Origin of the sequence: Solwaraspora sp. WMMA2065 (assembly GCF_030345075.1) — a bacterium.
In the GTDB taxonomy this organism is placed as follows: domain Bacteria; phylum Actinomycetota; class Actinomycetes; order Mycobacteriales; family Micromonosporaceae; genus Micromonospora_E.
The window spans coordinates 2,223,466-2,237,305 of the sequence record NZ_CP128361.1; the positions used below are offsets into that span (position 1 = coordinate 2,223,466).

The window sequence follows — 13,840 nt, forward strand, 5'->3', positions numbered from 1 at the left end:
TCGCCGCCGAGGTTAGCCGAACCGACGATGCCGGGAGATCCGTGCGGCGGGAAGATCCGGGCGGGTACCCGGGTTGGGCACAGGTGTGATCGACGTTCCGCTCTCCGTCCTCGACGTGGCCCCGGTCGCCGCCGGCAGATCCGCCGGTGAGGCGCTGCGGCACACCACCGAGCTGGCCCGCCGGGTCGAGCAGCTCGGCTACCACCGGTTGTGGGTGGCCGAACACCACAACATGCCAGCCATCGCAAGCTCGGCACCGGCGGTGCTGCTCGCCCACCTGGCCGCGGCCACCTCGACGATCCGGGTCGGCTCCGGCGGGGTGATGCTGCCCAACCATCCGCCGCTGGTGGTCGCCGAGCAGTTCGGCACGTTGGAGGCGCTGCACCCGGGCCGGGTCGACCTCGGCATCGGCCGGGCCCCGGGCACCGACCAGGCCACCGCGCTGGCGCTGCGGCGAACCATGGCCGGGCTGGGCGCTGAAACGTTCCCGCAGGAGCTGGCGACCCTGATCGGCTATCTGCGCGGCGACGCCGGACCGATCGCCGCGACCCCGCACGCCGGGCAGTCACCGGCGATCTGGCTGCTCGGTTCCAGCGGATTCAGCGCCCAACTCGCCGGCACCCTGGGCCTGCCGTTCTCTTTCGCACACCATTTCAGTGCGGCCAACACGCTGCCGGCGCTCGCGCTGTACCGGCGGCATTTCCGCCCGTCGGCGTGGTTGGACCGGCCGTACGCGATGGTCGCGGTCAACGTCGTCTGCGCCGAGTCGGACGAGCGGGCCGAGTGGCTGTCCGGCCCGGCCGCCCTGGCGTTTCTGCGGCTGCGCGCCGGGCGGCCGGAGGCGCTGGTCAGCCCGGAGGAAGCGGCCGCCTATCCGTACACGGATCTCGAGCTGCAGTTCATCCGCCAACGCAACGAGGAGCAGGCGGTCGGCTCCCCCGACACGGTCCGGCGGGCGCTGCACGAGTTGCGCGAGCGCACCGGTGCCGACGAGCTGATGTTGACCACGATGGTGTACGACGTCGCCGACCGGGTGCGCTCGTTCGAGCTGGTGGCCGGTGACCCGGGTCACCCCACGGACGGCGATCAATAGCTGGAAACAGGAGCTTCATCAGCCGGTCACCGCCGCGCGACGGTCCGCTGGCTATCGTCTTTGGCAGGTGATGGTTCGACGCACGAGATCACGCGTGGGGTGGATGTCGTCGCGTCCGCCGACGGGGGACCGGGTTCCGGTCCCCCGTCGGCGCGTCTACGGCCGTCGACTCACTCAGTCGGCCGCCGGATTCACTAGAAGGGAAACATTCACCGCACGTAGACGTTCGGCGTCGGTGGTGCCGGCATGTTGGCGCCAATGAAGAACGACGGGTGTGGCGGCTGGTTGTAGGCGGTGTTCTGCCAGGCGACCGCCACCCGGTACTGCGGGTCGTGCATCAGGGTGTGGATCCGTCGATCGGTGGCGTGCGGTGTGGCGTAGATCCGCAACGCGCGGGAATCGCTGGTCCGCCAGATGACCTCCTCCCGCCAGTCGCCGAACAGGTCGGCAGACAAAGCGGGGGTCGCCTTGGTGCCGTTGTTCGATGCCACCCCGGAGCCGGTCAACAGCCGGGTGTCGCCGGAGGTGCCGTACTTGTCGATCCGGGTCTGGTCGAGCAACTCCCGGACCGGGTCGCCGTCCCACCAGCTGAGGAAGTTGGCCGACGACGGCTTGCGTCCGACGTTGCCGCCGGTCGGCGAGCGCAGCTCGGAAACGGCCGACGACCAGGACTCGGCACCGGCGCTGCCAGCCCAGATGTCCGCCGACACGCCCCGGCCGTTGTCCCCGCCGGTCGGGGTCTGCCAGATGATCTGCCCGGTACGGGCGTCGATCAGCGCCGACGACGGCTTCGAGCCGTCCTCCTGGACCTTGAAGTACTCCAGCCCGGCACGGCGCGGGTCGAGGTCACCGACGTGGCCGGCGTCGCCGTGGTTCAGGCTGGTGTTCCACAGCCCGCGACCGTTGTCGTCGATGGTGGCACCGCCGAAGACGATCTCGTCGCGGCCGTCACGGTCGACGTCGGCGATGGACAGCGAGTGGTTGCCCTGCCCGGCGTAGCTGCCGTTACCCGACGAGTTGGAGTCGAAGACCCACCGCTGGGTGAGGTTGCCGTTGCGGAAGTCCCAGGCGGCGATGACGGTACGGGTGTAGTAGCCGCGTGACATGATCAACGACGGCCGCTGCCCGTCCAGGTAGGCGGTGCCGGCGAGGAACCGGTCCACCCGGTTGCCGTACGAGTCGCCCCAGGACGACACCGTGCCCCGGGCCGGTACGTAGTTGACGGTGGACAGGGCGGCGCCGGTCAGACCGTCGAACATGGTCAGGAACTCCGGGCCGGACAGCACGTAGCCGGACGAGTTGCGGTAGTCGGCGCCGGAGTTGCCGATCACCGTGCCCCGGCCGTCCCGGCTGCCGTCGGCGGTCTTCATCGCCACCTCGGCCCGGCCGTCGCCGTCGTAGTCGTACACCTGGAACTGGGTGTAGTGGGCGCCGGCCCGGATGTTGCGCCCCAGGTCGAGGCGCCACAGCCGGGTCCCGTCGAGCCGGTACGCGTCGACGTAGACGTTGCCGGTGTAGCCGGAGTGCGCGTTGTCCTTGGCGTTGGACGGGTCCCACTTCAGGACAATCTCGTACTGTCCGTCACCGTCGAGGTCGCCGACGCTGGCGTCGTTCGCCGAGTAGCTGTAGCTCTCCCCGGACGGGGTGGTGCCGCCTGGCGGCACCTGCAGCGGCACGTCCAGGTAGCCGTTGGCGAAGGTCAACGACGCCGGCGACGCGGGCTGCTCGACGCCACCGACCACCGCCCGGACGGTGTAGCTGGCGTTGGACGCGGTACCCGCGTCGTAGTAGTTGGTCGACGCGGTGACCGGCGACGAGGTTATCCGGGTGGAGCCACGGTAGACGTGGAACCCGGTGCCGGCGGCCTCGGTGCCGAGCAGCCGCCAGGAGACCAGGTTGCCGGATCCGGAACGGACGCTGATCAGCCCTCGGTCGAGGTCTTCCATCTGCTTGGCGCCGGGCCCCGGCGTCGGCGGCGCGGTGGTGGGCGGTGGCGCCGTGGTCGGTGGGGCGGTCGTCGGTGGTGCCGTGGTCGGGGGTGCCGTCGTCGGCGGGGGTGCGGTGGTCGGCGCGACGCCGCCGGTGCAGGTGGTCCCGTTGAGCGCGAAGGTCGTCGGCACCGGATTGCTGCTGTTGTTCCAGGATCCGTTGAAGCCGAACTCGGTGCTGGCGTTGGTGGCCAGGTTCCCGTTGTAGCCGACGTTGTCCGCGGTGACCTGGGCACCGTTCTGCGTCACCGCCGCGTTCCACGCCTGGGTGATCGTCTGCCCGGCGCCGAACGACCAGGTCAGCTGCCAGGAGGTGACGGGGTCACCGAGGTTGGTCACGGACACGCTGGCGCCGAAGCCACCGGGCCATTGGCTGGTGACGCGGTAGTCGACCGCGCAGCCAGCGGCTGCGGCGGCCGGCGACGCGAGGATCGTGGTGGCCACACCGGCACCGGCCGCAGTGGCCACCGCGGTCGCGACGGCGAGCAGGGCTCGGCGGGGAGTCCCGGGCTGGGACCGGGAACTGTTGGGAGGGACATTGCGCATGGGAGTCTCCGGGAGCAGAGGGCGGGCGGCAACGGACGGACGCCCGGCTGCCCGGCCGGGGCGTGCGCCCGGTGGCGCTGCGCTGGATCGGTCGACCTCGGTGCGGCGGTCGTCGGTCGGCTCCCGTGCAGGCCAATGCTAGGGCAATCGCTTTCCTCGATCAATGTCGATGTCCATCGGAGCCCGGCGGGGTCCGTGTCGGCGGAGGCGGTCACCCACCGGGTGGTCCGGCTCCCGCAGCACCAGCAGCCCGCCCGCTGGCACCCGGACCCGACGAGCGCCCCGGCCGCGACCCGGTGTGCCGGTGACACCGGCCGAGCTGACCGGCCATCGGCCGGTCGACCGGCCGGAATCAGCCGAGCCGGCACCGACCGCCAGCAGGACCTCACCGGCGGGCAGAACGTCGCTGGCCACCATGATCTCCCCGGACGGTAGGACGCCACCGGAGACCAGCACCTCACCGGTGGCCGCCACCACCGCCTCCTCCCGGCCATGGTTGAACAGGAACAGCCACCGGGTGGTGCCGTCCACCCGGCGTACCGCCTCCACCCCGGCGGGCGCGGCGGGCAGCACCGGTGCCACCCCGGCCTCGGCGGCGACCACCGCCAGCAGTTCCCGGTAACCGTCGTCGTCCAGCCTGGTGGACAGGTACCAGGCGGCCCCGGCACCGACCGCCCGGCGGGTCACCGCCGGTTGGCCGGCCAGCACGCCGTCGACGTAGTCGAGTACCGGCTCGGCGGCGCCGGCCCCGAAGCGTTCCCGCCACAGCCGGCCGGTACGCCCGCCGGACAGCCGCACCGTGCCGTCCGGACCGAGCGGCAGTAACTCCTCGCTGCGGACGCCGAGCAGTTCACGCAGGGCGCCCGGATATCCGCCCAGCCGGACCCGGGCGTCGGAGTCGGCGACCCCGGACAGGTAGCTGACCACCAGATGGCCGCCGGCGCGCACCCAGTCGCCCAGGGCGTCCGCGACGGCGTCGTCCATCAGGTACAGCGCGGGCAGCACCAGCATCCGGTAGCCGGTCAGCTCCGGCGGCCCGGCCGCCGGGCAGACGAAGTCGGTGGTGATCCCGCACCGCCACAGCGCCCGGTGCGCGGCGGCCACCTCGTCGGCGTACGAGATGTGCCCGGACGGCATCCCGGGATGCTGCAGCGCCCACCCGCTGGCGGCGTCCCAGCCGATCGCGGCCCGGGCCGCCACCGTGGCGGTGTCGGTCGCGGCGAGCAGCCGCAGCGCCTCGCCGAGCTGTACCGCCGACCGGAAGGTCCGAGAGTCGGCACCGGCGTGCGGCACCATCGCCGAGTGGAACGCCTCGGCACCGCCGCGCGGCGCCCGCCACTGGAAGAACATCGCGCCCCGGGAGCCGCGCGCGACGTGGGCGACGCTGTGCCGCAGCATCCGGCCAGGCTCCTTGGCGTAGGCGGTCCCCTCGGCGTACCGGTAGATCAGGTTGGGCGCGCTCTCCATCAGCAGCCAGGGCCGGTGCCGGCCGGCCGGTGCCGGTGACCTGTCTCCGGTGACCGGGCGTGACCAGGACCGGGCGAGGTCGGCGGCGAGCGCGGTCTGTTCCTCGGCCCGGCCGTCGGTCTCGGTCGGATAGTGGTCGACGGCGACCAGGTCGACCTCCCGCGCCCACCGGGCGTGGTCCACCGGAACCCAGTCGCCGAACACGTAGTTGGTGGTGACCGGTACGTTCGGCGTGTGCTCGCGGAGCAGGTCGCGCTGGTCGCGGTAGGCGGCGAGCAGTTCGTCGGACCAGAACCGGCGGAAGTCCAGCGCCTGCGTCGGGTTGGCCAGGTACTGGGTGGCGCGCGGCGGTTCGACCTGCGCCCAGTCGGAGTAGCGCTGGCTCCAGAACGCGCCGGTCCACGCCTCGTTGAGCCGGTCCAGGTCGCCGTACCGCTGCCGGAGCCAGCGCCGGAACGCGGCGGCCGCGTGCGGGCAGTGGCAGACCGTGCCGTACTCGTTGTGCACGTGCCACATGGCCAGCGCCGGGTGGTCGCGGTAGCGGTCGGCGAGCATCGCGGCGATGCGCCGGGCCGCGACGCGGTACGCGGGGGCGGCCGCGCAGTACGTGTCCCGGCTGCCGTGCCGCAGCCGTACCCCGTCGGCCGTGACCGGCAGCGCGTCGGGGTGGGCGAGGGAGAACCACGGCGGTGGCGAAGCGGTCGGGGTGGCCAGGACGACTCGGATCCCGCCCCGGTGCAGCAGGTCGAGTGCCCGGTCAAGCCAGTCGACGGTGTACTCGCCGGGGTGCGGTTCCAACCGGGACCAGGCGAACACCCCGACGGTGACCAGGTTGACCCGGGCGCGTCGCATCAGCTCGACATCCTCGACCCAGGTCGTCTCCGGCCACTGTTCGGGGTTGTAGTCCCCGCCGTAGCAGAGCCCGTCGAGTCCTTTCGGCCAGCGCATCGGCGCTCCCTCCGACGTTGACAGTTTGTTGGGTTAGCAAAGAAACTAATTTAGTCGCCCCCAGGCCGCAGGTTCCACCAGGAAGCGTCGAGCGCCGGACCCGACGAGGGTCGAGCGCCGGACCCGACGAGGAGAGCCCATGCCGTACCGTCCGCCCCTGGTCCCCCACGAGACGTTCGTGGCCGACCCACCCGACCTGCCGGTCCGCGCGCCCGGCGAGGAGGGCCTGTCCGCGCTGGTCCGCGCAGAGTTGCTGGGCACCGACGCGGCCGGGATCACCTGCAAGGGCGGCACCGCCGACGGCGAGACGCTGACGGTCGCGGTCAGCGCCGCCGGGGAGGGGGTGATCCGGGTCCGGCTCAGCGCGACACCCGACGCCCGCAGCCGGTCGGCCCGGGCGCTGCCGCTGGTCGATCCCCAGCCTTCTCCGGCCACGGTCACCGTGGCCGGCGACACGGTACGCGTCGACGCCGGTACGGTCGTCGCCGAACTGCGGCTCGACCCGTGGCATCTGCGGTTCCTCGACCGGCAGGGTCGGGTGCTGCTCAACCAGAACCGGGGCGAGCGTGACATCAGCGGCCGGCTGCGCACCCTGCCGTTCGGCCGGTCCCTGGTCGACGGGACCGTCGCCGCGTACCACGAGAGCTTCGACGCGCCCGGTGACGAGCGCTTCGTCGGCCTCGGCGAGAAGTTCACCCGGCTGGACAAGCGCGGCCAGCGGGCGCTGATGTGGAACTTCGACGCCTTCGGCAGCGAGTCGGACCGGTCGCACAAGAACGTCCCGCTGTACCTGTCCGACCGTGGCTACGGGGTGCTGGTCGACAGCGGCATGCCGGTGGAGTTCGACATCTGCTCGTCCACACACAGCTGCGTCCAGATCCTGGTGCCGGACGACCTGATCGACTACTACGTGATCGCCGGCCCCACCCCCGCCGAGATCCTGGACCGCTACGACGGGTTGACCGGCCGACCGGTGCTGCCACCGAAGTGGGCGTTCGGCACCTGGATCTCCTCCGGCTTCTTCGTGGACAGTCAGGACAAGGTCCTGGACCGGGCCCGGCGGATCCGCGCCGACGGCATCCCGTGCGACGTGCTGCACCTGGACTGCTACTGGCAGGCCGACGGTGCCTGGTCCGACCTGGCCTGGGACGCCACCAACTTCCCCGACCCGGCCGGCATGCTGGCCACCCTCGCCGGGCAGGGGTTCAAGGTGAGCCTCTGGATGAACCCGTACATCATGACCGGCAGCCCGGTCTTCGCGCAGGCCGACGCGGCCGGCTACTTCCTGCGCCGCCCGGACGGCTCCACCTACATCGCCGACGTCTGGCACGGCTCCTACCCGGTCTGCGGGATCGTCGACTTCACCAACCCGGCGGCCACCGAGTGGTTCACCGGTCTGCTGCGCGACCTGCTGCGGCAGGGCGCGATGGTGTTCAAGACCGACTTCGCCGAAGGGGTGCCGGCCGACGCGGTGGCACACAACGGGATGACCGGCGTCGAACTGCACAACGTCTACACGTTGCTGTTCAACGACGCGGTCGCGGCGGTCACCCGGGAGGTCGCCGGGCACGGCATGGTGTGGGCCCGGTCGTCGTTCCTCGGCGGGCAGCGGCATCCGGCCCAGTGGAGCGGCGACGTCAACGCGACGTACCCGGGGATGGCCAGCACGTTGCGCGGCGGACTGTCGCACGGCCTGTCCGGCGTACCGTTCTGGAGCCACGACGCCGGCGGCTTCCACGGCACCCCGACCCCCGACCTGTACGTGCGGTGGGCGCAGTTCGGGGCGTTCTCGCCGCTGGTGCGCTTCCACGGCACCACCAGCCGGCTGCCGTGGGACTTTCCCGACGACGCCGCGCGGGACGCGGTCGAGGCGATCCGGCTGCGCTACCGGTTGATGCCCTACCTCTACTCGGCGGCGGTCACGGCCGCCCGCACCGGTGCCCCGATGATGCGGGCGCTGCTGGTCGACGCGCCGGACGATCCGGCCGCCTGGGGTGCCGAGCTGGAGTACCGGCTCGGCACCGACCTGCTGGTCGCGCCGATGATCAGTCCGGACGGACGGCGGCACGTCTACCTGCCGGCCGGTGACTGGGTCGACCACTGGACCGGCCGGACCCACACCGGCGGACGCCACCTGCTGGTCGAGACGCCGTTGGACCGGATCCCGTTGTTCGTCCGGCACGGCGCGCTGATCCCGACGTCGGAGCCCTGGGACACCGTCGGCGACGGCCCGTTCACCGACGTGACCCTGGTCAGCTGGGGCGGGGTCAGCGCCGAGACGTTGGTCTGCGACGTCGACGGCGACACCACGGTCCGGGCGGTACGCGACGGCGGCACGTTGCGGGTCGACGTCGACGGGCCGCTGCCGGTCCGCCGGGTCGAGGTCGTCGCGGTGACCGGCACCGAGCCACCAGCCACGGTGCTGCTCGACGGCGTACCGCTGTGACCAGCGGTGCCGGCCGGTCAACCCTTGATCGCGCCGGTGATGACGCCCTTGGTGAAGTGCCGCTGCACGAACGGGAAGATCACCACCGCCGGCAGTACGGTGATCACCACCACCGCCATCTTGACCGCCAGGGTCGGCGGGTACGCGGTGACCCCGGGGATGTTCACCGGCGCGCCGGTGACCGACGGCGACTGGCCGGCCAGGATGTAGCTCTGCAGCACCCGCTGGATCGGCCACTTGTCGTTGTCGTCGATGTAGAGCACGGCGTTGAAGTACGCGTTCCAGTAACCGACGGCGTAGAACAGCCCGACGACGGCGATCACCGCCCGCGACAGCGGCAACATGATCCGCCACAGGATCCGGAACTCCCCGGCGCCGTCGATGCGGGCCGCGTCGATCAGCTCGGCCGGCACGTTCATGAAGAACGCCCGGATCACCACCAGGTTGAACACGCTGATCGCGGTCGGCAGGATCAGCGCCCACAGGCTGTTCTTCAGGCCCAGCCCGGTCACCACCAGGTAGCTCGGCACCATGCCGGGATAGATCAGGAAGGTGAGCAGGAACAGGAACAGCAACGGACGGTGCGCGACCGAGTCCTTGCGGGACAGCCCGTACGCCGCCAGCACCGTCAGCACCAGGCTGAACGTCGTGCCGACGACGGTGACCAGGGTGCTGACCCACACCGCCCGGCTGATCTGACCGCCGGAGAAGATGTTCACGTACGCCGACAGGTCGATCTCCCGGGGGATCACCACCATGCCGCCGGTGGCGTTGATGGTCTCCCGCGACGCGAGGCTGGTCACCAGGACCGACCATATCGGGAAGATCACGGCCAGCACCATCGTGGCGAGGACGAGCCCTTTGACGCCCTGGCCGACCGGGCTCGGCGGCTCCTCCCAGACCGGCCGGCCGCCGCCGGGGCGCCGCCGTCGGGGCGGCTGGTTCACCGGGTTGAGCCGGGGTCGGCGCCCGGCGGCCAGCGTACGCGCGATGCTCACCTGGAGTACACTCCCTGCTCGCCGAGGCGGTGGGCGAACTTGTTCGCGGCGATGATCAGCACCAGCCCGATGACGCCCTTGAACAGGCCGGCGGCGGCACCCATCCCCCACTGCTGCGGGATGATCGCCTGGTAGTAGACGTAGGTGTCGAGCACCTCGGCGGCCTGCCGGCCGACCGCCTCACGCTGCAGGATGAACTGCTCGAACCCGACGGTGAGCGCGTCACCGAGCCGCAGGATCAGCAGCAGGATGATGACCGGACGCAGCCCGGGCAGGGTGATGTGCCACAGCCGCCGCCAGCGTCCGGCGCCGTCGGCCGCCGCCGCCTCGTAGAGGTTCTGGTCGATGGCGCTGAGCGCGGCCAGGAAGATGATCGCCCCCCAGCCGACGTCCTTCCACACGGACTCGGCGGTGACCAGCACGATGAACGTGTCCGGGTTGCCCATCACGTTGAGCGGGTCGAGCCCGGCGTCGCGCATCCGCTGGGCGAGCAGGCCGGCCCCGCCGAGCATCTGCATGAAGAAGGTGACCACCAGCACCCAGCTGAAGAAGTGCGGCAGGTAGACGACGCTCTGGATGAACCCGCGCACCCGGGTCGACAGGATGCTGTGCAGCAGGATCGCCAGCAGGATCGGCAGCGGGAAGAAGAAGACCAGCTGGAACGCGGTGATGGTCAGGGTGTTGACCACCGCGTCCCAGAACGCCGGGTCACGGAACAGGGTCTCGAAGTTGCCGAACCCGATCCATTCGCTGTAGACGAACGCCTCGAACGCGTTGTCGCCGACCCACGGGTTGTAGTCCTGGAAGGCGATCACGTTGCCCAGGGTGGGCAGGTAGTGGAAGACGAGCAGCAGCAGGGCGGCCGGCGCGGCCATCACCAGCAGCGGCCAGTCCCGGCGCAGCCGGGCCCGCAGCGGCACCTTGCCCGGTGTCCGCCGGCTCCGGTTGGCCCCGGAACCGGCGGACACCGGGGTGTCGGTGGACCTCATCGATTGTTGTCTTCGAGCGCCTTGAGGAAGAAGTCGCGCCCCTCGTCACCGCCGCCGCTGCGCCACTCCTGCGTGATCTGCTCGAGGTCGCTGGTCGGCCGGCGGCCGCGCAGCACGTCGAGGATCTTGTCCTCGGTCGGCTGCTGCACCCGCGACAGGTTGGCCGGCAGCTCGAACTTGATCCCGGCCCACGGGTTCGGCTCCAGGTACTTCACCGTCTCGTTGGAGTAGTCCAGCAGGGCCTCGACGAAGCCGGGGACGTCGGCGGTCTGCACGATGGTCGGGTAACGCCCGACGATGAAGGTGTACTGGTCGGCGATCTCCTGCCGGCCCAGCTCGGTCAGCTCCGGGCTGCCGTCGGCGCTGACCGTGTGGTGCTGGTCGGCGACGCCGTACTGGCGCAGGTGGTACTCCTCGGTGCCGAGCGGCGCGGCGCACCAGTCGAGCACCCGCAGGATCTCCTCGACGCGCTCCTTGCCCAGCCCTTTCTTGATGAACGTGTAGAAGATCGGCTTTTCCTCGCCCCAGGCGACCGGGGTGCTCTGCCCGTCGGCGGAGAAGATCGGCACCGGCCGCATGTCGAACGTCGGGGTGATCTGCCGCTGCTCCGAGTACATGCCGCGCCAGGCGCCGACGCCGTCCTCGTAGCAGACCATCTTGCCGCTGTTGAACAGCTGCTTGGCGTCGGCGGCGCCCTTGCTCTCCACGATGTCCGGATGCACCAGCCCTTCGGCGAACAGTCTGGTGGTGAACTCCAGGGCCTCGCGGTACTCCTCGGTCTCGTACTTGAATTCCAGGCCGCCGCCGTCGGTGCGCCGCCAGCCGCCCTGCGAGCCGGGCACACCGTAGAACATCTGCACCATGTTGAAGATCGAGCCGAAGGCCCAGACGCCGTTGGCCGGATCGGTCATCGCCTTGCCGAACTCGTGCAGCTCCTCAATGTTCTTCGGGGCCTGCACGCCGGCGGCGTCGGTGAGGTCCTTGCGGTAGAACAGCGCGTACGGGAACGGGCCGTCGGTCGGCCACGGGACGGCGGCCAGCCGGCCGCCCCAGACCGCGTACTGCCAGGCCCCGGTCGGGAAGCTGGCCAGGTGCGGGTAGGCCAGCGCGGCGTCACCGGCCAGGTGGTCGGTCAGGTCCTCGAACAGCGCCGAGACCGCGTCGGAGAACCGCGGGATCTTGTCAATCTCCCAGTTCGGGGCGCAGAGCAGGTCCGGCACGTCGCGGGCACCGAGGATGGCGCTCAGCTTGTCGGCGTAGGTGTTGCCGTCCTGGACGCTGAAGTCGATCGGCACGCCGAGCCGCTCGTTGACCGCCTGCAGGTAGGCGTTGCGGTCGATGCCGGGCGGGGTCGGCCCCCACCAGGGCGTCATCGCGGTGAGCGGCTCACCGCTGCTGCCGGGCGTCTCGGTGACCGCCCTGACCAGGTCGGTCGGGTACGTCAGGTAGCCGTCGGCGATCGGGCGTACCCCGGCGATGTCCGGGGTGATCAGCTCGACCGGCTGGTATCTGGGCAGAACCGCGCTGACCGCGTCGACGTCGGTCGCCGCGCCCTGGGTGCCGGCCGGCCGGCTGCAGCCGGAGAGAAAACCGCCACCGGCCATCGCGGTGGCGCCCAGGCCGACCAGGCCCAGGAATCGACGTCGGTTGGTGGCCGCGCCCGCGAGGGATCGATCCACGGCGCGCTCCCTTCATATCGGCGAGCCAGGCATCCCGGCGACGGTGGGACGAACCAGCTCGAAATGGGGGTGTGGGGGTACGGTTCGCACGCTAGAGTTAGTTCGGCTGCTGACTAAACAAAGTAGCCGACGGTGACAGGTGCCACAAGGGAGGCCGACATGACGCGAACCGCCGGTGGCTGCCCACCCCGCGGTGACCGCCGCGACACGCCGTCCCGCCGGGGGGCCGGCCCGAGCCACCCGGCCGGGACCCGGGGCGTAACGTGATCACCATGCGGAGCGGCCCGCAGCCAGCGGACCTGACCGACGTACGCGCCACCAACCTCGCGGTCGTGCTGCGCTACGTCCGGGCCAACGCGCCCTGCTCCCGGGCGGACATCGCCGGTGCCACCGGGCTCAACAAGGCCACGGTCTCCAGCCTGGTCGGCGACCTGATCGACCGCCGGCTGCTCCGGGAGACCGGCCTCACCGAACACCGCATCGGACGCCCAGCCACCATGCTGGTCGTCGACGGCGACGCGTACGCCGCGATCGGCATCGAGATCAGCGCCGACCACCTGACCGCGGTCGCGCTCGACCTGGCCGGCGGTGAGCTGCTGTCCTGGCGACGCGCCTTCACCGGGCTGGCCGCCACCCCGGGCAAGGCGGCCAGCACGGTGGCCGCACTGGCCGGCCGGGCGGCGGCCCGGGTGACCCGGCAGGGGCGACAGGTGCTCGGGCTCACCGTCGGGGTGCCCGGCCTGGTCGACCAGCAGGGCCGGGTCAGCCTCTCCCCCGAGCTGGGCTGGCACGACGTCGACCTGCACGCCGATCTGGTCCGGGCGCTGCGCGGGCCGGTGTACGAGGTCGTGGTGGACAACGACGCACAACTGGCCGCGCTCGCCGAGCACCGGCACGGGCCGTACGCCGGCACGGCGAACCTGGTGCACCTGACCGGCGGTGCCGGCATCGGCGCGGGGTTGGTGGTGGACGGGCGGCTGCTGCACGGCGCGCGGGGGTTCACCGGCGAGATCGGGCACATCCAGCTGGATCCCCAGGGTCCGCCGTGCCGCTGCGGCGCGAACGGCTGCCTGGAGGCGCTGGCCGCCGTACCGGCGCTGATCCGCCGGGTGCTGCCGGACGCCGAGACCGACGGGCCGGTCACCGACTTCGCGCCGGAGATCGACCGGGTACAGGCGGCGGCGCGCGCCGGTGATCCGGCGGCGCTCGACGCGCTCGACGAGGTCGGCCGGCACCTGGGCACCGGAGTGTCCATCCTGGCCAACCTGATCAACCCCGAGGTGGTACTGCTCGGCGGCTACTACGTTCCGCTCGCCCAGTGGCTGCTGCCGGCGGCCCGGCAGCAGCTCGCCGACCGTACGGTGGCTCCGGCCGCCGGTGGCACCCGGCTGGCAGCCTCCGACCTGGCCGGCGGCGCGGCGGCGATCGGCGGCGCGGCCCGGGCGATCGCCGCGATCGACAACGGCCTGATGCCGATCCGTCCGGCCGGCTGACCGCGCCGGCGTCTGACGTCAATTTGTGGCGGCCAGCCCCTTGACCGTCCGTACTGATGGATGTCAACCTCAAAGGGCTCCACGGTTAACACGACTGAAATCGTGTCGACAGTGGAGCGTTTTTCGGGATGGTCGTCGAAGCGCTTCGAGCCAGCGCTTCCCGGGCTGACGGCCAGCCTCCACCGCGTACCGA

8 protein-coding genes are annotated in these 13,840 nt (G+C 71.4%); 3 read left to right on the forward strand and 5 right to left on the reverse strand.

Going from position 1 to position 13,840, the window contains the following annotated elements; genetic code table 11:
* Positions 1 to 85 precede the first annotated feature (85 nt).
* Positions 86 to 1,093: an LLM class flavin-dependent oxidoreductase gene (locus tag O7610_RS10090; protein WP_281550480.1), complete on the forward strand. Its 1,008-nt coding sequence runs from the start codon at positions 86 to 88 to the stop codon at positions 1,091 to 1,093.
* A gap of 209 nt (positions 1,094 to 1,302) precedes the next feature.
* Here the strand turns inward: O7610_RS10090 and O7610_RS10095 are convergent, their stop codons facing one another.
* Both O7610_RS10095 and O7610_RS10100 read right to left on the reverse strand, forming a co-directional pair.
* Positions 1,303 to 3,627 (reverse strand): rhamnogalacturonan lyase family protein, encoded by a 2,325-nt coding sequence (locus O7610_RS10095; RefSeq protein WP_289213119.1) that lies wholly within the window; start codon positions 3,625 to 3,627, stop codon positions 1,303 to 1,305.
* Positions 3,628 to 3,765: 138 nt separating this feature from the next.
* Positions 3,766 to 6,042, reverse strand: a complete 2,277-nt coding sequence (locus tag O7610_RS10100; protein ID WP_281567316.1) for a beta-galactosidase — start codon at positions 6,040 to 6,042, stop codon at positions 3,766 to 3,768.
* A gap of 139 nt (positions 6,043 to 6,181) precedes the next feature.
* On the opposite strand from O7610_RS10100, the gene O7610_RS10105 reads away from it, so the two are divergent.
* A complete protein-coding gene (locus O7610_RS10105; protein ID WP_289213120.1) occupies positions 6,182 to 8,488 on the forward strand; it encodes a TIM-barrel domain-containing protein in 2,307 nt (768 codons plus the stop codon).
* A gap of 17 nt (positions 8,489 to 8,505) precedes the next feature.
* Here O7610_RS10105 and O7610_RS10110 read toward each other — a convergent pair whose 3' ends face one another.
* From O7610_RS10110 to O7610_RS10120, 3 genes are read right to left on the reverse strand one after another with little or no spacing between them, the layout of a single operon-like run.
* Entirely contained in the window at positions 8,506 to 9,486 is a 981-nt protein-coding gene (locus tag O7610_RS10110; protein WP_289213121.1) for a carbohydrate ABC transporter permease, read from the reverse strand.
* Positions 9,483 to 10,475, reverse strand: coding sequence for an ABC transporter permease (locus O7610_RS10115; protein ID WP_281550485.1), 993 nt, complete (start codon positions 10,473 to 10,475; stop codon positions 9,483 to 9,485). Before O7610_RS10115 ends, O7610_RS10110 begins: the two co-directional genes overlap by 4 nt.
* Positions 10,472 to 12,154, reverse strand: a complete 1,683-nt coding sequence (locus O7610_RS10120) for an extracellular solute-binding protein (protein WP_281550486.1) — start codon at positions 12,152 to 12,154, stop codon at positions 10,472 to 10,474. The genes O7610_RS10115 and O7610_RS10120 overlap by 4 nt, the downstream gene beginning before the upstream one ends.
* A 272-nt stretch (positions 12,155 to 12,426) precedes the next feature.
* On the opposite strand from O7610_RS10120, the gene O7610_RS10125 reads away from it, so the two are divergent.
* Complete coding sequence (locus O7610_RS10125; RefSeq protein ID WP_281550487.1) at positions 12,427 to 13,647, forward strand: ROK family transcriptional regulator; 1,221 nt, start codon at positions 12,427 to 12,429, stop codon at positions 13,645 to 13,647.
* Positions 13,648 to 13,840: the final 193 nt, after the last annotated feature.

What these genes read in the sequence shown, in the direction of transcription:
- O7610_RS10095 (WP_289213119.1), bottom strand. Translation starts at nt 3,627, where the DNA reads ATGCGCAATGTCCCTCCCAACAGTTCCCGGTCCCAGCCCGGGACTCCC.
- O7610_RS10100 (WP_281567316.1), bottom strand. Translation starts at nt 6,042, where the DNA reads ATGCGCTGGCCGAAAGGACTCGACGGGCTCTGCTACGGCGGGGACTAC.
- O7610_RS10105 (WP_289213120.1), top strand. Translation starts at nt 6,182, where the DNA reads ATGCCGTACCGTCCGCCCCTGGTCCCCCACGAGACGTTCGTGGCCGAC.
- O7610_RS10115 (WP_281550485.1), bottom strand. Translation starts at nt 10,475, where the DNA reads ATGAGGTCCACCGACACCCCGGTGTCCGCCGGTTCCGGGGCCAACCGG.
- O7610_RS10125 (WP_281550487.1), top strand. Translation starts at nt 12,427, where the DNA reads ATGCGGAGCGGCCCGCAGCCAGCGGACCTGACCGACGTACGCGCCACC.